Raw genomic sequence first — 17,745 nt, 5'->3', positions numbered from 1 at the left:
TGACACATCTGCGCTGCGTCCGGAGTTTCGCCGGGCCGTCCCGACTGGTTGCAATGTCCCTCGGACGCCGCGGACGCGGTGCTAGCTTCCTACCGAACCAAGGACCACCGACGTCGAGGAGGCGCCATGGCACGCGATCCGCAGGCACTCCTGGCAGGCCGCCGGGTGCTCGTCACCGGGGCAGCACGCAGCATCGGCGGCGCCCTCGCCCGACGCCTCCATCAGCGCGGTGCGCGCGTCGCACTGCTCGGCCTGGAACCGGAACTGCTCGAACAGGTCGCGGTGACCTGCGGTCGAGCGCCGTGGCGCCACTGCGACGTCCGCGACCGGGAGGGCGTCGATGCCGCCGTCTCCGAACTGGTCGAGGAACTCGGTGGGCTCGACGTGGTGGTGGCGAACGCGGGTGTCGGCGCGCAGTTGCCGATGCTCGGCGGCGACCCCGACGTACTGCGGCACACCGTCGACGTCAACCTGATGGGCACCTATCACACGCTGCGCGCCGCGGGTGAGCACCTTGGCCACCCCGGCGGCTACGCACTGCTGGTCACGGCCGGTGCGGCCGCCGTGCACCTGCCGTTGCGCGGCGCCTACAACGCGACGTCCGCCGCCGTCGAGGCACTCGGCAACACGCTGCGGGTGGAGATGCGTCACCTCGGAACGAGGGTCGGTGTCGGCTATCTCGGCGAGATCGACACCGAGATGGTGGCGATCGGACTGGACAGCGCGGCCGCCGACAAGATCAGATGGTCGGGAATGTTCACGAGCATGTCGCCGCTGGACACGGCGGTGACCGCTCTGGAGAGGGGGATCGCGTTGCGTCGCAGACGAATCTACGCACCGGGGTGGGTCGGCGGGCTCGTGCACCTGCGGGCGCCGGCGCAGCGGGTCGTCGACCTGCGTCGCCAGCCGACGATGGCGGCGGCTCTGGCGATCGCCCGCACCGAACGGCCGCGGTTCACCACCCACCTTCCGGACCGAACCCGATGAGCGCCCGGATCGAGCCGGGTCGGCTGCGCCGCCTCGGCCCCGCGAACTGGGTGGTCTGGCGGGTGGTCTCGGCGGCGTCGGGCACCGCGGACGCGAAGCTGTTCAGTACCCTCGGCCGCGCCGGGGGCACCTACCGCGGCTGGCTGCACTTCGCGGCGACGGTGCTGCGACCCGGCGGCAGGATCTCCCGGCACGAGACGGAACTGGTGATCCTGCGCGTCGCGCATCTGAGGGACTGCACCTACGAGATGGACCATCACATCCGACTCGGGCGGCGCGCGGGCGTCACGGCGGAGCTGCTGGCGAACGTGCTCATCGGTCCGAGTGCGAGCGGTTGGAGTGACCGGCACCGCGCGATGCTCGCCGTCGTCGACGACCTGATCGCGACGAAGGATGTCTCCGACGGCGCCTGGGCGGGCCTCGCGCGGCACCTCGACGACCGCGGGATGATCGAATTCGTCCTGCTCGTCGGCCAGTACGACATGCTCGCCACGACCATCACGGCGCTGCGCATCGACCGCGACACCTTCCGCTGACAGGTTCACCCCGAGGGGCGGTGGCGCCGCTGTGCTCACACCGGACCGCGTGGAGGCAAGCCGATGTGAGGTTGTCAACGACGAGGCCTCCGCCGCTTACGAATGCGCCGGCGAACGGGCTAGCGTGACTCCTTTCGGCCGCGACACTCGTCCGTGCCCCTGATCGGCAGGAAATCCCGCTATGTCCGTCGAGGTCCAGGACACCTCACACCCGACTTCTCCGAACGACAATCCCAACCATGCCCGCCGCTGGCTGGTGCTGTGCATCGTCGGGCTCGCACAGTTGACGGTCGTGCTCGACGCCACCATCGTCTCGATCGCCCTCCCGCAGGCCCAGCTCGATCTCGGCATCAGTGACGGCGACCGGCACTGGGCCGTCACCGCGTACGCGCTTGCGTTCGGAGCGCTGCTGCTTCTCGGTGGGCGCATCGCGGACTTCTGGGGCCGTAAGCGCTCATTCATGGTCGGCATGATCGGCTTCGCAATCGCATCGGCGATCGGCGGTGTCGCCCAGACGGGTCTGCAGCTGTTCGCCGCGCGGGCAGGCCAGGGCGTGTTCGCTGCCCTGCTCGCGCCCGCCGCGCTGGCAATTCTGACGACGACGTTCACCGAGGGCCGCGAGCGGGCCAAGGCGTTCGCGGTGTACGGCGCCATCTCGGGTGGCGGCGCCGCCGTCGGCCTGCTGCTCGGCGGCCTGCTCACCCAGTACGTCGACTGGCGCTGGTGCCTGCTGGTGAACGTCCCGATCGCGCTGTTCGCGCTCGCCGTCACCGCTCCGAACGTGCGGGAAACCAAGGCACACGGTGACGTTCGCTACGACATTCCGGGAACGATTCTCGTCGCCGTCGGACTCGGTGGGCTCGTGTACGGGTTCACGCAGGCCGAGAAGCACGGCTGGGACTCGGCACAGACGATCGGCTTTGTGGTCGCAGGCCTGCTGGCGTTGGCGGCGTTCGCGGTGGTGGAGAAGCGCTCGTCGCATCCACTTCTGCCGCTGTACATTCCGTGGGACCACAATCGTGCGCCTGCCCTGATCGGGTCCGTCGTGATCGGCTCGGTGCTGATCGGTGGCACCCTGTACCTGACGTTCTACCTGCAGATCGTGCTCGGCATGAGCCCGTTCGTCTCCGGTGTCGCGTCGCTTCCGCTGACGGTCGCGATCACGGTCGCCGCCGGTGTCGCGGCGCAGGCGAGCACCCGCATCGGTCCGAAGCTGCCGATGGCCGTCGGTCCGCTCGTCGCCGCGGCGGGTCTGGTGCTGATGCTGACGCGGATCGACGTCGACAGCTCTTACTGGACCGTTGTGTTGCCCGCGCTGCTCGTGCTCGGTTTCGGCATCGGCCTGATGATCGCGCCGATGCAGAACATCGCCCTTGTCGGCGTGCGGGACCACGACGCGGGCGCCGCGAGCGCCCTCGTCAACGCCACCATGCAGATCGGTGGCGCGCTGGGGACTGCACTGTTCACGACGATCTACGTGTCGGCGAAGTCGTCGGCTTCTGCGAGCAACCCTGCCGCGCATCCGTTCTCGTTCGAGGTGTCGGGGTACGCGCATGTGTTCGGGTGGGCGGCGGTGTTCCTCGTGATCGTCAGCCCGATCGTGGTGGCACTGGTGCGGGTCACGAAGGACGAACTGCCCGCCGAAGGCCCGGTCGGGGTGCACTGAACCAGCTCTGATCGAAAGCGGCGGGGCACCTGGACAATTCGTCCCGGCGCCCCGCCGCCTCTCCACCGACGAGTGGCTACAGGGCGGCGCGCAGGACGTCGACCACCGGGGTGGAGCTGCGACCGGTCAGACGCTGCAGGTCGCCGCTCTCGGTGTCGAGCGCGCCCACCTGGATGCCCGCGTCGGCACTGGCGAGCATGCCCGCGAAGAACGCAGGCAGGCCCGCACCTTCTAGTACGGCCTGGAACTGCTCGACCGGAAGATCCTGGTACGCAACGTCCTTGCCGGTGGCCTCGGACATCTTCGCGGCCAATCCGGTGAGAGTGAGACGCTCGTCGCCGCCGAGCTCGTACACCTTGCCTTCCTGCCCGTCGGACAGCAGCACCACCGCGGCGGCGTCGGCGTAGTCGACGCGGGCCGCGCCTGCGACCCGTCCGTCGCCGCCCGCCCCGGCGAGGACACCGCGCTCCGCGGTCCCGGCGAGATCCTGCGTGTAGTTCTCCCAGTACCAGCCGTTGCGCAGCAGCGCATGGTCGATGCCGGACTCCGCGAGGAGCTCCTCGGTGGCCTTGTGTTCGGGAGCCAGGGACAGCGGACTGTTCGCCGCGTCGAGCACCGAGGTGTAGGCGACGAACCCGACCCCGGCGGCCTTCGCCGCGTTGACGACGTTGGTGTGCTGAGGCAGGCGCTGTCCCACCTCGCTGCCGGAGATCAGGAGCAGCTTGTCGACGCCGGCGAGGGCAGATTCGAGGGCGGCGGGGTCGGTGTAGTCGGCGACGCGGACCTGGACGCCCTTGTCCGCGAGGTCGGCGGCCTTCCCGGCGTCGCGGACGACGGCGACGAGGTCGCCGGGTTGTGCGCCCCGCGCCAGCAGGGCGTCGACGGTGAGACGGCCGAGGTGTCCGGTTGCTCCGGTGACGGCGATGGTCATGACGGGATGCTCCTCCAACAGACGGTTGACGCTTCAAGGCGTCGCGCTATCCATCATGCACTTATTTTTCGTAAGTGCAATATCTGGAGTTAGCGCTACCCGTATTGCCGGTAGTAACCTGGCGTCATGAGCGTCTCCGACCTGCCCGCATCCGAACCCGGCCTCGACTTCGCAGCCGACGTGTTCGAGCGCGCCTGCCCGTCTCGCGACGTGATCCACACGGTCACCGGGCGCTGGGGAACACTCGCGCTGGTCGCACTGGGCGAGGGCCCCTACCGCTTCAGCGCGCTTCGCCGCCGGGTCGACGGGGTCAGCGAACGGATGCTCTCGCAGACACTTCAGCAGCTCGAACGTGACGGCTTCGTGCACCGCGACGTCCAGGAGACGATCCCACCGAAGGTGGAGTACACCCTCACCGCGAGAGGAGTGCAGGTCGCGGCGCAGTTGCAGTCCCTGATCGATCTCGTCGAGGCCCAGATGCCCGACATCCTCACCGACCAGGCCGCGTACGACGCCAGACACCCGTGAGTCCGTGGCCCGCTTTCGGACCACAGGACTCACGGGCAGCGGAGCCGCCTACACCCAGCCGCCCCGCTCGGTGATGTCGGTGGCGCCGTCAACGGCGTCATGGGTGCAGCTGAAACCGACGACGCTGCGGCCATCGGAGAGTTCGACACTGGTCAGCGCCATCGGTGCGGGTAGTGCACCGAGAAACGTGCCGAGGCCGGCGGCGGGCACCCGGAACACCTCACCGCGGATCGGTGCGCCGCGCCCCGGGCCGCGCCGCACCAGGCCGGGCTTCGGCGGGACGGTGTCCAGCGCGTACAGCCGGTAGGCGTCCGTGGTGGTGACGGTGCCGGTGAACCGGGCACCGATGTCCTCGAGCTGGAAGTGCAGCGGCTGCCCACGCAGATGCGCGCCGAACACGGCCAGCTCCACTCCCCCGTCGACGAGCGCAGGCGCCGGCACCCCTGCAAGCCGGGCGCCGAGATCGACCGCCACCTGGTCCTCGAAGGCGGGGACCACGAACATGACGCCGAACGGATGCCCGTCCGCGGTCGCCGCACCGGGAACCGCGACCGCGGCCATGTCGAGCAGGTTGCAGAAGTTCGTGTACGTGCCCATCCGCCGGTTGATCCCGATCGGGTCGGCCTGCACCGCTGCGATCGTCGGATGCTCCGTCGTCGTCGGCAGCAGCAGCGCGTCGCAGCCCGCGAGAGTGGCCGCGGCGGCGACCTTCGCGCGGCGCAGCGCGTCCAGGTCCGTGACGAGTTGGTGCGCAGCAGGCGCCTTCGCTCCCGCGACGATCGCCGCGACGGTGGGATCGGCTCCGGCGGGCGAGCTTTCGAGGAACTGCCCGACCGCGGCGTACCGCTGCGCGACGACGGCACCGTCGTACAGCAGCGTGGCCGCGTCGAGCAGGCCGGAGATGTCGACGGTCCGCGTCGCGACGCCGGTCGCCTCGAGGGCCGAGACGGTGACGTCGAACGCGGCCCGATAGTCGGGGCTCAGAGGCTCCAGGTCCTCGGCGCGCGGCACCGCGACCACCGGAGCGGCCGGGGCGGCGAGCCGGACGTCCGCGGGCCACACCCGACTGCGGGGGTCTCGGGTGTCGGGACCGGCCATGACGCGCGCCGCGGCGACGGCGCCGTCCAGGTCGGCGGCGAACACCGTCAGGCAGTCGTAGTCGACGCAGGCGGGGACCACGCCGTGAGTGGGGATCACGCCGAGCGACAGCTTCAGGCCGACCAGTCCGGCGAACGCGGCGGGCACCCGGCCCGATCCCGCGGTGTCGGTTCCGATGCCGATGTCGGCGACGCCGAGCGCGACCGCGACCGCCGAGCCGGAACTCGAACCGCCCGACACCCGTTCGGGATCCCAGGAACCGCGCACCGCGCCGTACGGACTGCGGGTGCCGACCAGACCGGTCGCGAACTGGTCGAGGTTGGTCTTGCCCAGCACGATCGCGCCCTGTGCGAGCAACCGCGCGACGCCGCTCGCTGTCTCGGTGGCCGGGTACGCGTACTCGGGACACGCGGCGGTCGTGGGCAGGCCCGCGACGTCGACGTTGTCCTTGACCGCGACGAGCAGTCCCGCGAGCGGCAGGTCCGCCCCCTCCGCGAGGCGCTCCTCGACGGCGCGCGCGTCGGCGAGGACGTCGGTTTCGCTGCGCAGCAGGATCCACACCTCGGGCCGGTCGACCTCGGCGAGGCGCCGGAACGCCCGCACTACCCGATCCGTGGGCGTCAGGGCCCCGTCCAGTTCAGCGACACTGCTGACTGCATTCATGATCACGCGACTCCCATCACCACGAGCGGGGTACCGGGCTGCACCTTTGCACCCGGTTCGACGAGCACCTCGAGCACCGTTCCCGCACTGGTGAACGGTACCGACATCTCCAGTTTCATCGCCTCGAGCACCACGGCGTCGTTCCCGGACTCGACGACGTCACCGGGTTCCACGGCGACCCGCCACACCGTCCCGACCATCGGCGCCTCGACGACCGTCGCACCCGGCGGAAGCACCAGTTCGGCCGGGTCCGGTTCCGGCTCGGGCGTGACCTCGACGCGGTCGAATTCGCCGGAGGCGCGCCACGCCTCCTTCTCCGCGTCGAACGCGGCACCCTGCCGGGTGTTGAACTCGGCGATCGACTCGGCGTTGTCCTCCAGGAAACGCAGGTGATCGGCGAGCGCGAAGGTGCCTTCGGTGATCTCGGCGTTGAACCTGCCCGCCTTCGCCTCGGCCCGGAACTCGGTGAGCTGGTCGGGGGTGACGGGTTCCCACACGATGCGGTCGAAGAACCGGAACAGCCACGGCTTGCCGTCCTCGAACGGACCCTGCTGGCGGTAGCCGGACCAGATCGGGATAGTTCGGCCGATCAACTGGTAGCCGCCGGGCGACTCCATTCCGTAGACGCAGAGGTACTTGCCGCCGATGCCGACCGCGTCGGACGGCGTCCACGTGCGGGCCGGGTTGTACTTCGTCGTGACCAGGCGGTGCCTCGGGTCGAGCGGAACCGCGAGGGGGGCACCGAGGTACACGTCACCGAGCCCGAGCACGAGGTACTCGGCATCGAAGACGGCGTCGCGCACCTGGTCGACGGAGTCGAGTCCGTTGATGCGGCGGATGAACTCGGTGTTCGACGGCAGCCACGGCGCGGTGTCCCGGACACCCGCGCGGTAGCGCTCGATCGCCTCGGCGATCGACGGGTCGTCGAACGACAGGGGCAGTCGGATCGTGCGGCTCGGCACCACGAGGTCACCGGTCGCGGGCAGGAGGTCCTCGATGTCCTGCAGGACGTCGAGCAGCGCCCGCAGCGGCAGCACGGCGGGGTCGACGTGCAGGTGCAGGGACCGCACACCCGGGGTGACGTCGATCAGGCCCGGCAGCGCGCGCTCGGCGAGGGCCACCGACAGAGCGTGCACCCGCATCCGCAGCCCGAGGTCGAGTTCCATCTCGCCGTACTCGACGAGCAGGTTGTCGTCGCCGCCGCGCAGGTAGACCACGGCCGGTCGACCCAGGATCTCCTCGCGCCGGGCGAGCACACCGCCGTCGGACGTCGTGGCGTGCGCCGCCGAGGGCGGAAGGAGCGCCGCACGAACCGAATTCGACTCGCGCAGCAGGTCGGCGCCCGCGTCGGTGACGGGCACGAACCGCACCTGGTCACCCGGCCGGATCTGGCCGAGCTTCCACCGGTGGGCGCTGGTGACGGTCAGGGGGCACGCGAACCCGCCGAGGCTCGGGCCGTCGGGACCGAGCAGGATCGGGGTGTCACCGGAGACGTTCAGGGCACCGACGCTGTACGGATTGTCGTGCAGGTTGGACGGGTGCAGGCCGGCCTCGCCGCCGTCGGTCCGCGACCACGTCGGCTTCGGGCCGTCGAGACGGATGCCGGTCCGGTTGGCGTGGGCGGCCGCCGTCCAGATGGTGTCGTAGAACTGCGCCATGTCGGAATCGGTGAAGTACGAGGGCGCCGGCTGCGGTCCCTCGCCGACGGCGAGGTGCCAAGTGTTCGCGAACACCGGGCGATCCTGCACCGCGACGACCGTCGGCTCGTCGAGACCGTCGACGACAGCGCGGGTCAGTACGTCGCCGGTGGCGACGGCACGACCGGTGACGCCACCGAACCCGCCGAGAGTGAAGGTGGACGCGCTGCCCAGGTAGCGGGGCGCATCGATGCCGCCGCGGACGGCGACATAGGTGCGCAGACCGTCCCCGGGCGGGCTCCCAACGTCGAGGACGCCGCCCGCGGGGACCTCGACCGGCTCCCACATCGGCACCGAAGTTCCGTTCAGCGTCACCGGCGCGGGCGCGCCGCCGACGCAGACCACGGTGGCCTCGGCGAACTCCAGTTGCGGTCCCTGCAGGGTGCATTCGAACCCGACCGCGTCGGCCGGGTTGCCGACGGCCGCGTTGACGAGGGTGAAGGACAGGTCGTCCATCGGGCCCGACGGCGGGATCCCCACCTCCCAGTACCCGAGACGACCGGGGTGATCCTGCAGGGTCGTCATCGTCCCGGCGCGCAGCACGTCCACCCTCGCTCCCCCGACCACCAGGTCCGCGAGGGTACCGGTGGTCTGCCCACCGTCGAGTACGACGGGAAGCGCCGAGATCGCCCGCAACTGAGGAAGGTTCGTGGCGATGCCGTAGACGGCGGTCTCGTCGAGCGCGGCACCGAGCGCCGCGAAAGCACCGGCCCGGGTGGCACCGGAGGTGACGATCTTCGCGATCATCGGGTCGTAGTGCTCACTGACCTCGGTCCCCGTGTCCACCCACGTCTCCACACGGGTGTGTGCGGGGAACTCCACGCTGGTGAGCAGGCCCGCCGACGGCCGGTAGTCACGTCCCGGGTCCTCCGCGTAGACGCGGGCCTCGACCGCGTGGCCGGTGATCTCGGGGCCGCTGTCGGGGAGCGCGTCGAGCATGGTCCGGTCCCCGCCCGCCAGGCGAAGCATCCACGAGACCAGGTCGACGCCCGTGATCTCCTCGGTGACCGGGTGCTCGACCTGCAGTCGCGTGTTCATCTCCAGGAACGACGCCTCACCGCGATCCACGTCGTAGACGAACTCGACGGTGCCCGCCGATCGGTAGTCCACCGACGAGGCCAGCGCCCGCGACGACGAGAGCAACTGCTCGACAACGGAATCCGACAGTCCGAATGCGGGTGCCTCCTCGACGACCTTCTGGTTGCGGCGCTGCAGCGAGCAGTCGCGGGTGCCGAGGCTGAGGGTGCGGCCCGCGCCGTCACCGAACACCTGCACCTCCACGTGCCGGGCGTGCGCGACGAACCGTTCGAGGAACACCCCCGACGACGAGAAGTTCGCCGCCGCGAGCCGCTGCACGCGGTCGTAGGCGCCCCGCAACTCCACCGCGTCGAAGCAGGCCTGCATGCCGATCCCACCGCCACCACCGACCGCCTTGAGCATCACCGGGTAGCCGACCTCGTCGGCCGCGACGAGCGCCGCCTCGACGCTCTCGAGCATCCCGCTGCCCGCAACGAGGGGCACCCCGACCGCGCGGGCCGCCTCCCGGGCCGAATGCTTGTTGCCGAACACCCGCAGCTGATCCGGCGTCGGACCGACGAACGCGATCCCGGCCGCCTCGGCAGCGGACGCGAACGCGTCGTTCTCCGACAGGAATCCGTACCCCGGGTGAATCGCCCCCGCGCCGGACGCGAGCGCCGCCTCGATCACCGCGTCCGCGCGCAAGTACGACTCCTGCGCGGGCGCGGGCCCGAGCCGGATCGCGACGTCCGCCAGCTCGACGTGCGCCGCCGCCGCGTCCGCATCCGAGTACACCGCCACCGTCTTGAGGCCGAGGATGTGGGCGGAACGCATGATCCGGCAGGCAATCTCACCTCTATTGGCAACGAGCAGGGTGTCGAACGAGAGGGCGTTCATGTCACGGCCTTTCGGGTGTGGGGTGCTTGGTCAGTCGCGGACGGCGTTGGCCATCCGCGCCATCGCCAGTGCCTGCTGGGCGCGTTCGATCACGACCGCCCGGGATTCGTCGATGTGCGCGAGAAGTGCATCGTGGGCACGCTGGAGGTGTCCGTCGAGGACGAGTTCGGCGACCGTGATGTGCTCCTCGACCGTCGCGCGCATCCGGTCGGGGGTTAGGTAGTCGAACATCCGCACCGGGCGAACCTTCACGTTGACGTTCGTGAGGGCGTCGACGAGCGCGCGGTTGCCGGACGACGCGAGCAGAGTGGTGTGGAACTGCTCGTCGAGGACGACGAAACCGGCGTCCGGGTCGGGTATCTCGCCGCGAAACCCGTACCACCGCTGCAGCTCGGAACCGAGGACCTCGGGGTCGTGGAGTTCGCCGCTGCCCTGCAGGATCCGCAGGATGCCGCGCATCTCCAACGTGATTCGCACTTCGTAGAGGTCGGCGAGTTCCTCGAGTCGCGGGCGGTAGGGGAAGAGTCCGTTGTCGTCCCGTTCGACGAGACCGTCGGCCTGCAACCGCGCCAGCGCCTCGCGCACCGGGGTCCGCGACACGCCGTACAGTTCGGCGAGTCGTTCCTCGCCGAGCCGGTTGCCGGGGCCGATTCGTCCGCTCATCAGATCGCCCCGCAGTCGCAGGTACACCTGCTCGCGCAGCGAACCTCTGGCGGTACGCACGGCCACCACGTCATCCTTGGTGGTCATCGTCAAATGGCCATCGCTGCGCGGACGGCGTCGGCGGAGTCAGCGCCACCGGTTCCGGTGGACGTGACGTGGCCTGCGGCGAGGACGCTGTAGTGCTGCGCCGCCTGCAATGCGAAGCCGATGTGCTGCTCGACGAGCAGGACGCTCAGGTCTCCCCGGCGGGTGAGATCGATGACGGTGCGTTCGATCTCGGCGACGACGTTCGGCTGGATGCCCTCGGTCGGTTCGTCGAGGATCAGCACCTTGGGCTCGGTGATCAGGGCACGGGCGATGGCGAGCTGCTGGCGCTGGCCACCGGACAGCAGGCCGGCACGGCGGTCGAGTAGGTCCTTCAGTGCCGGGAACAGGTCGAGGGCCTCCGCGATCAGCGCCTTGCCGCGTTTGCGCCCGTCTGCGACGACCTGCAGGTTCTCCGCCGTGGTCAGCTGGCCGAACGACTGCTGTCCCTGCGGGACGTACGCCAGACCGCGCGCGACGCGGGCGCTGGGTCGCAGTCCGGTGATATCCTCACCGCCGAGCAGGATCGTGCCCGACGAGATCTTGATCAGTCCCACCGCGGCGCGCAGCAGCGTCGTCTTGCCCGCGCCGTTGTGTCCCATCACCGCGGCGACGCCGCCCTCCGGCACCGTCAGCGAGACCCCGTGCACGACCTCCGTTCGGCCGTAGCCGGCGTGAATGTCGACGAGTTCTAGCATCGTCATGCCTCCTTCGCATCGTGTGCGCTCGCGACGGCTGTGCCGTCCACGTGTCCGGTGCCGAGGTAGACGGCCTGGACCTTCGGATCGGCCTGGACCTGGGCGACGGTGCCCTCGGAGAGCACCTTGCCCGCGGCGAGCACCGTCACCGACGTGGCGAATGCGCGCATGAAGTCCATGTCGTGCTCGACGACGACGACGGTTCGTTCACCACCGATGCGGCGCAGCAGGTTTCCGGTCTCCTCGCGTTCCTCGAGACTCATGCCCGCCACGGGCTCGTCGAGGAGCAGCACGTCGGCGTTCTGCACGAGCAGCATTCCGATCTCGAGCCACTGCTTCTGGCCGTGGGCCAGGATCCCCGCGGGGGTGTCGCGCTGGCGGGTGAGGCCGATGGTCTCGAGGGCCTCCTCGATCTGCGGCAGCACGTCCTTGCGGCGTCGCAACAGCGTCAGCGCCGAACGGCCTGCGCCCGCGGCGATGTCGAGGTTCTGCAGGACCGACAGGTCCTCGAAGACGCTCGCGGTCTGGAAGGTGCGGCCGACCCCGAGGCGGGCGATGTGGTGGACCTTCTTGCCGATCAGTTCGACACCGGACTTGGTGGCCGAACCGGTGGCGGGCACGAGTCCGGTGATCGCGTCGACGAGCGTGGTCTTGCCCGCGCCGTTGGGGCCGATGAGGAACCGAAGGTCGCCCTGCAGGAGCGTCAGGTCCACGTTGTCGACGGCCTTGAAGCCGTCGAAGCTGACGGACAGCCCACGCACCTCCAGGTATTCGCTCGACATGCCGGCGTTGCCGCCCATCTCGGGCGCTTTCACTGCTTCGACTGATCCGGACATCAGGACACCTTCACGGGTTCGGGCACCTCGGCCTGCACGGGTGCGTCGGGCTCGGATTCGGGACTGGAGGTGCGGCGCCGACGCAGCAGCGCGACGAGTCCGGCGACGCCTGCCGGGAAGAAGCCGACCACGACGATGAACAGCAGGCCCTGGGCGTAGATCCAGCCGGACGGGAAGGACTCGGAGAACGCGGACTGTGCCCACGCGACGCCGATCGCACCGAGCACCGGCCCGAGGAGTGTCGCCCGGCCGCCGATCGCGACGCCGATCAGGAAGGCCAGGGACGGAACGATTCCCACGTCCGCCGGGGAGATGATGCCGACGATGGGGACGAACAGCGCCCCGGCAATACCGGCGAGGAAGGCGGCGACGACGTACGCGACGAGTTTGATGTTGGCGGGGTCGTAGCCGAGGAACCGGACCCGCTCCTCCTGGTCGCGGACCGCGACCAGGAGCTCGCCGTAGCGGGAGTTCATGAGCTGCCGGATTCCTGCGACCGCCAGCAGCAGCACCGCCGCGGCAATGAAGAACAGCATCCGCTTGTTCGCGGGGTCGGCCAGGTTGAAGCCGAAGAACGTCCGGAACCTGTTGAGCCCGTTGCTGCCACCGATGGTCTGCTGCCCGACGAGCAGGATCGCGAAGGCCGCGGCGAGCGCCTGCGAGAGGATCGCGAAGTACGCGCCCTTGACGCGGCGCTTGAACACGCCGAGTCCGAGCAGGAACGCCACCAGCGCGGGGAGTGTCAGGACCGCGATGATCGCGACGACCGGCGAGGCGAACGGCTGCCAGTAGCCGGGCAGCTCGCTGATACCGGCGATCTGCATGAAGTCGGGGACATCGTCGCCGCGCAGTTCGGCGTCGGCGATCTTGAGGTGCATCGCCATCGCGTACGCACCGATGCCGAAGAACACACCCTGGCCGAGGGTCAGCATTCCCCCTCGGCCCCAGGCCAATCCGATACCGACCGCGACGAGCGCGAAGCACAGGAACTTGCCGAGCAGGCCGAGCCGGAAGTCGGACAGCACCGCAGGTGCCACTCCGAACAGGATGACGGCGGCGAGGGCGAACCCGCCCCACACGCGAAGCTTGGGATGTGTCAGGACGTTCACACCAGGCTCCTCGTCTTGACGGCGAACAGACCCTGGGGCCGGATCTGCAGGAAGACCACGATGATCACGAACACGATCACCTTCGCGATCGACGCGGTGGTCGAGTACTCGATGAACGAGTTCAGGATGCCGAGGGCGAATGCGGCGATCACGGCGCCCTTCATCTGACCGAGCCCGCCGACCACGACCACCAGGAACGCGTCGATCAGGTAGCTCTGTCCGATCGTCGGGCTCGTCGAGCCGATCAGCGTCAGCGCGACACCGGCGACGCCCGCGAGTCCGGATCCGATGAAGAAGGTGGTGACATCGGTTCGGCGGGAGGAGATTCCGCTGGTTTCCGCGAGGTCGCGGTTCTGCACGACCGCGCGGATCCGCCGCCCCATCGAAGAGCGCTTGAGGGCCGTTGCCAGCACGGCCACCGCGACCACGGCAAGCACCATGATGAAGATGCGGGTCTTGGGGACCACCGCACCGAAGATCTCGGCGCCACCTGAGAGCCAGGACGGGGCAACGACGTTGACCGCCGGCGCGCCGAAGATGTCCCGCGCGAGCTGCTGCAGGATCAGTCCGACACCGAACGTCACCAGCAGCGTGTCGAGTGGACGGTGGTACATCCGCTTGACCAGAAGCGTCTCCAGGAGGACGCCCATCAGTCCGCCGACGACGAAGCCGACCACCAGCGAGACGAACAGTGATCCCGTGGCGCTCGAGATCACCTGCTGCACCACGTACGCCGTGTAGCTACCGGCCATGATGAACTCGCCGTGGGCCATGTTGATCACGCCCATCTGACCGAACGTCAGGGACAACCCCAACGCGGCGAGCAACAGGATGGAGCCGATGCTCAATCCGGTGAAGAGCTGTCCGATCACGACATCCATGAAAGATGCACTGCCTCTCTACTGGTCGGCTTCGTCGTATTCAGGCTGCTGCTACTGCTTGCTCAGGCCCTCGGCCCACGGGTAGGTCTCGAGGTACGGGTCCGGCTCGATCGGCTGGCCGGAATCCCACACCGTGTAGATCAGTCCGTCAGCACGGATCTCACCGATCCGGGCGGTCTTGGTGATGTGGTGGTTGTCGCCGTCGATGGTGACCAGGCCCTCGGGCGCGTCGAACGTGACTCCGTCCGCGTTGGCCTGGATATCGGCGACCGCGAAGGAGTTGGCCTTCTCGACCGTGTTCTTCCACAGGTAGACGGACGTGTACGCGGCTTCCATCGGGTCGGACGTCGGCTTGTTCTGCCCGAACTTGGCCTTGTACGCGTCGACGAACTTCTTGTTCACCGGGGTGTCGATGGTCTGGTAGTAGTTCCACGCGGTCAGCTGGCCCTCGATGTTCTGGACACCGATGCCGCCGACCTCCTCCTCCGCGATGGAGACCGAGACGACCGGCATGTCCTGCGGGGTCAGGCCGACGTTCTTGTACTCACGGAAGAACGCGACGTTGGAGTCACCGTTGAGGGTGTTGAACACGGCGTCGGCGTCGGCGGTGCGGACCTTGTTGACGATGGTCGAGAAGTCGGTGGAGCCGAGCGGGGTGTAGTCCTCGCCCTTGATCTCGATGCCGTTGGCCTCGGCGTACGCCTTGATGATCCGGTTCGCGGTCTGCGGGAAGACGTAGTCGCTTCCGACGAGGTAGAGGGACTTGACGCCCTTCTCCTTGAGGTAGTCGAGCGCCGGGATGATCTGCTGGTTCGTGGTGGCGCCGGTGTAGAAGATGTTCGGCGAGTCCTCGAGGCCCTCGTACTGGACCGGGTAGTACAGCAGCGAGTTGCGGTCCTCGAACACGGGCAGCATGGCCTTGCGGGACGACGACGTCCAGCCGCCGAACACGGCCGCGACGCAGTCGCTGCTGATGAGCTTCTCGGCCTTCTCCGCGAAGACGGTCGGCTCGGAGGCGCCGTCCTCTCCGACCAGCTGGATCTGCTTGCCGAGGACACCGCCTGCGGCGTTGATCTCCTCGACCGCGAGGGCGATGGAGTCGCGGACGGTGACCTCGGAGATGGCCATCGTTCCGGACAGGGAGTTGAGCGAACCGACCTTGATCGAGTCACCGGAGGTGTCGACGCAGGACGCGGCGGCCGTGTCGCCGGACGCGGTGTCGGAGGCCTTGCTACCGCAGCCGGTCAGAACGAGGCCGAGGGCGGCGACGGCAGCGGGCGCGGCGAGTGCGCGCTTCGAGATGTGACGCATGTACGGGCCTTTCGGTCGAGAACGTCGAGGAGGGGGCGGACGTGCTGGTGAAGCCTGTATCCGGGCCGCGTATACAGCGTCGTATTCGCAACGAGTGCAGACAGTAGATGGAAGTTGTTGCACCAGAATGACTCTCGATCACCAGTTGATTTCGCATGTTGCGTCGCCGTGAACAAGCGCTCACGTGGTCACGGAACCCGTGTGCGGACACGAAAAAGGGCGCCCGACCGTAATGGTCGAGCGCCCTTCGAAGGCACCTGCGGGGCTCGTGCGCGGGTTCGGTGGTCCAGCCACCGAACTCGCGCTCGGGCCGCGGAGCGGCCTAGAAGTTGATCATGTGGCCGGCGAGGCCGTGGATGGCTTCCTGCAGCGCCTCCGACAGCGTCGGGTGCGTGTGGACGTTGCGCGCCAGTTCGTTGACCGTGAGGTCCCACTTCTGCGCGAGGGTCAGCTCCGGCAGCAGCTCGGAGACGTCGGGACCGATCAGGTGACCGCCGATGAGCTCGCCGTGGGTCTTGTCCGCGATCAGCTTCACGAAGCCGGTCGGGTCGCCGAGGCCGTGTGCCTTGCCGTTCGCCATGAACGGGAAGGTCGCGACCTTGACGTCGTAGCCCTCCGCCTTCGCCTGCTCCTCGGTCAGGCCGAAGCTGGCGACCTGCGGCTGACAGAACGTCGCACGCGGCATCATCCGGTAGTCGCCCAGCTCGAGGGTCTCTGCGCCGCCGATGGTCTCCGCGGCGACGACGCCCTGCGCCTCGGCGACGTGCGCGAGCTGCAGCTTCGCCGTGACGTCACCGATGGCGTAGATGCCGGGCACGTTGGTGCGCATCCGCTCGTCGATGGCGATCGCGCCGCGGTCGGTGAGCGCGACGCCTGCGGCCTCGAGGCCGTAGCCGGTGACGTTCGGGGCGAAGCCGACGGACTGTAGCACCTTGTCGACGACCACCGTGTCGACGGTGCCGGACTTGTTGTCCTTGATGGCGACGGTGACCTTGGTGCCGTCGTCCTCGATCGTCTGGACGGCAGCGCCGGTCTTGATGGTGATGCCGAGCTTCTTGTACTGCTTGGCGATCTCCTTGGAGACGTCGGCGTCCTCGTTCGGCAGCGCGCGGTCGAGGAACTCGACGATCGTGACGTCGACGCCGTAGTTCTTGAGGACGTAGCCGAACTCCATGCCGATCGCACCAGCGCCGACGACGAGGATCGAGCCGGGGAGGTCACGGGTGAGGATCTGCTCCTCGAAGGTGACGACGTTCTTGCTGAGCGAGGTGCCGGGCAGCAGCTTGGTGGTGCTGCCGGTGGCGATGATGACGTTGTCGAACGTGACCGACTCGGAGCCGCCCTTGGTGAGCGCCACGTCGATGGTCTTCGGACCGGTGAAGGTGCCGCGACCGTCGTACTCGGTGATCTTGTTCTTCTTCATCAGGAAGTGGACGCCCTTCACACGGCCGTCCGCGACCTGGCGGCTGCGATCGAAAGCGGCGCCGAAGTCGAACGACGCCTCCCCCGAGATGCCGAAGGTCTTGGCTTCCTTCGTGAAGATGTGCGCGAGTTCCGCGTTCCGCAGCAGCGCCTTGGAGGGGATGCAGCCGACGTTGAGGCAGACACCGCCCCAGTACTTCTCTTCGATGATGGCGGTTTTCAGGCCCAGCTGCGCCGCGCGGATGGCTGCGACATACCCACCGGGACCGGCACCGAGGACAACGACGTCATAGTGTGAGGTCACGAGCTACGAGCCTAGTCCTGCACGGTTTCGATGTCCCGCGGGTGGTCCGGTTACCGACCGGTAGCGAACCCGGCCGACACCCTCCCGATGTCGTGCGAACGAATGATGGACAACGGCACTGTCATCCGAACGAGGTAATTCCCCCGGAGAACCTGGCCGACCGGTGCGCGGGCGACGACAATCGAAGAAGTGATCGTGGGCCCGTCAGGACCGGGTCCACGATCACGTCCTTCTGTCGGCCGCCTGCCGCCCCCGGATGCAGCGAATGCCCAGCAGAACCGATGCGTGCGCCAGGCAGTCGAGCAGCCGCCGGCCGCGCCGGCGATGGCCACCGACCCGCGGATTCGGTAGAAATGAAAACGACCCGGGTCACTCGGTTCGCGCCGATTCGTGCCCGCCGCTCAAGGGAAGGTGCCA

14 protein-coding genes are annotated in these 17,745 nt (G+C 68.7%); 4 read left to right on the top strand and 10 right to left on the bottom strand.

Annotated elements, in window-relative coordinates; translation table 11 throughout:
- The first annotated feature begins 126 nt into the window (after window positions 1–126).
- From RHCRD62_RS15115 to RHCRD62_RS15105, 3 genes are all read left to right on the top strand, one after another.
- Entirely contained in the window at window positions 127–987 is an 861-nt protein-coding gene (locus RHCRD62_RS15115) for an SDR family NAD(P)-dependent oxidoreductase (protein ID WP_050065537.1), read from the top strand.
- Window positions 984–1,523, top strand: a complete 540-nt coding sequence (locus tag RHCRD62_RS15110; RefSeq protein WP_050065536.1) for a carboxymuconolactone decarboxylase family protein — start codon at window positions 984–986, stop codon at window positions 1,521–1,523. The genes RHCRD62_RS15115 and RHCRD62_RS15110 overlap by 4 nt, the downstream gene beginning before the upstream one ends.
- A 181-nt stretch (window positions 1,524–1,704) precedes the next feature.
- Complete coding sequence (locus RHCRD62_RS15105; RefSeq protein WP_050065535.1) at window positions 1,705–3,189, top strand: MFS transporter; 1,485 nt, start codon at window positions 1,705–1,707, stop codon at window positions 3,187–3,189.
- A gap of 76 nt (window positions 3,190–3,265) precedes the next feature.
- Here RHCRD62_RS15105 and RHCRD62_RS15100 read toward each other — a convergent pair whose 3' ends face one another.
- Complete coding sequence (locus RHCRD62_RS15100) at window positions 3,266–4,120, bottom strand: SDR family oxidoreductase (RefSeq protein ID WP_050065534.1); 855 nt, start codon at window positions 4,118–4,120, stop codon at window positions 3,266–3,268.
- Between the two features lie 126 nt (window positions 4,121–4,246).
- Here RHCRD62_RS15100 and RHCRD62_RS15095 point away from each other — a divergent pair, with 126 nt between their 5' ends.
- Window positions 4,247–4,648, top strand: coding sequence for a winged helix-turn-helix transcriptional regulator (locus RHCRD62_RS15095; protein ID WP_050065533.1), 402 nt, complete (start codon window positions 4,247–4,249; stop codon window positions 4,646–4,648).
- Window positions 4,649–4,696: 48 nt separating this feature from the next.
- Here RHCRD62_RS15095 and atzF read toward each other — a convergent pair whose 3' ends face one another.
- From atzF to lpdA, 9 genes are all read right to left on the bottom strand, one after another.
- The gene (atzF, locus tag RHCRD62_RS15090; protein WP_050065835.1) at window positions 4,697–6,409 is read right to left on the bottom strand and encodes an allophanate hydrolase; all 1,713 of its coding nucleotides are present in this window, start codon (window positions 6,407–6,409) and stop codon (window positions 4,697–4,699) included.
- 2 nt (window positions 6,410–6,411) lie between these two features.
- Complete coding sequence (gene uca / locus RHCRD62_RS15085) at window positions 6,412–10,020, bottom strand: urea carboxylase (protein ID WP_050065532.1); 3,609 nt, start codon at window positions 10,018–10,020, stop codon at window positions 6,412–6,414.
- 30 nt (window positions 10,021–10,050) lie between these two features.
- Window positions 10,051–10,770: a GntR family transcriptional regulator gene (locus RHCRD62_RS15080; RefSeq protein WP_050065531.1), complete on the bottom strand. Its 720-nt coding sequence runs from the start codon at window positions 10,768–10,770 to the stop codon at window positions 10,051–10,053.
- A gap of 2 nt (window positions 10,771–10,772) precedes the next feature.
- Entirely contained in the window at window positions 10,773–11,465 is a 693-nt protein-coding gene (urtE, locus tag RHCRD62_RS15075) for an urea ABC transporter ATP-binding subunit UrtE (RefSeq protein WP_050065834.1), read from the bottom strand.
- Window positions 11,466–11,467: 2 nt separating this feature from the next.
- Window positions 11,468–12,301, bottom strand: a complete 834-nt coding sequence (gene urtD / locus RHCRD62_RS15070) for an urea ABC transporter ATP-binding protein UrtD (protein WP_050065530.1) — start codon at window positions 12,299–12,301, stop codon at window positions 11,468–11,470.
- Window positions 12,301–13,410, bottom strand: coding sequence for an urea ABC transporter permease subunit UrtC (gene urtC / locus RHCRD62_RS15065; protein WP_050065529.1), 1,110 nt, complete (start codon window positions 13,408–13,410; stop codon window positions 12,301–12,303). The genes urtD and urtC overlap by 1 nt, the downstream gene beginning before the upstream one ends.
- Window positions 13,407–14,291, bottom strand: a complete 885-nt coding sequence (urtB, locus tag RHCRD62_RS15060; RefSeq protein ID WP_050065528.1) for an urea ABC transporter permease subunit UrtB — start codon at window positions 14,289–14,291, stop codon at window positions 13,407–13,409. Before urtB ends, urtC begins: the two co-directional genes overlap by 4 nt.
- 51 nt (window positions 14,292–14,342) lie before the next feature.
- Window positions 14,343–15,602 (bottom strand): urea ABC transporter substrate-binding protein, encoded by a 1,260-nt coding sequence (gene urtA / locus RHCRD62_RS15055; protein WP_050065527.1) that lies wholly within the window; start codon window positions 15,600–15,602, stop codon window positions 14,343–14,345.
- 322 nt (window positions 15,603–15,924) lie between these two features.
- Window positions 15,925–17,328, bottom strand: a complete 1,404-nt coding sequence (lpdA, locus tag RHCRD62_RS15050) for a dihydrolipoyl dehydrogenase (protein WP_050065526.1) — start codon at window positions 17,326–17,328, stop codon at window positions 15,925–15,927.
- Window positions 17,329–17,745: the final 417 nt, after the last annotated feature.

Origin of the sequence: Rhodococcus sp. RD6.2 (assembly GCF_001040705.1) — a bacterium.
GTDB lineage: Bacteria > Actinomycetota > Actinomycetes > Mycobacteriales > Mycobacteriaceae > Rhodococcus_G.
The sequence above is the reverse complement of the archived record's forward strand: the minus strand, read 5'-3'. Positions and strand labels throughout refer to the sequence as shown.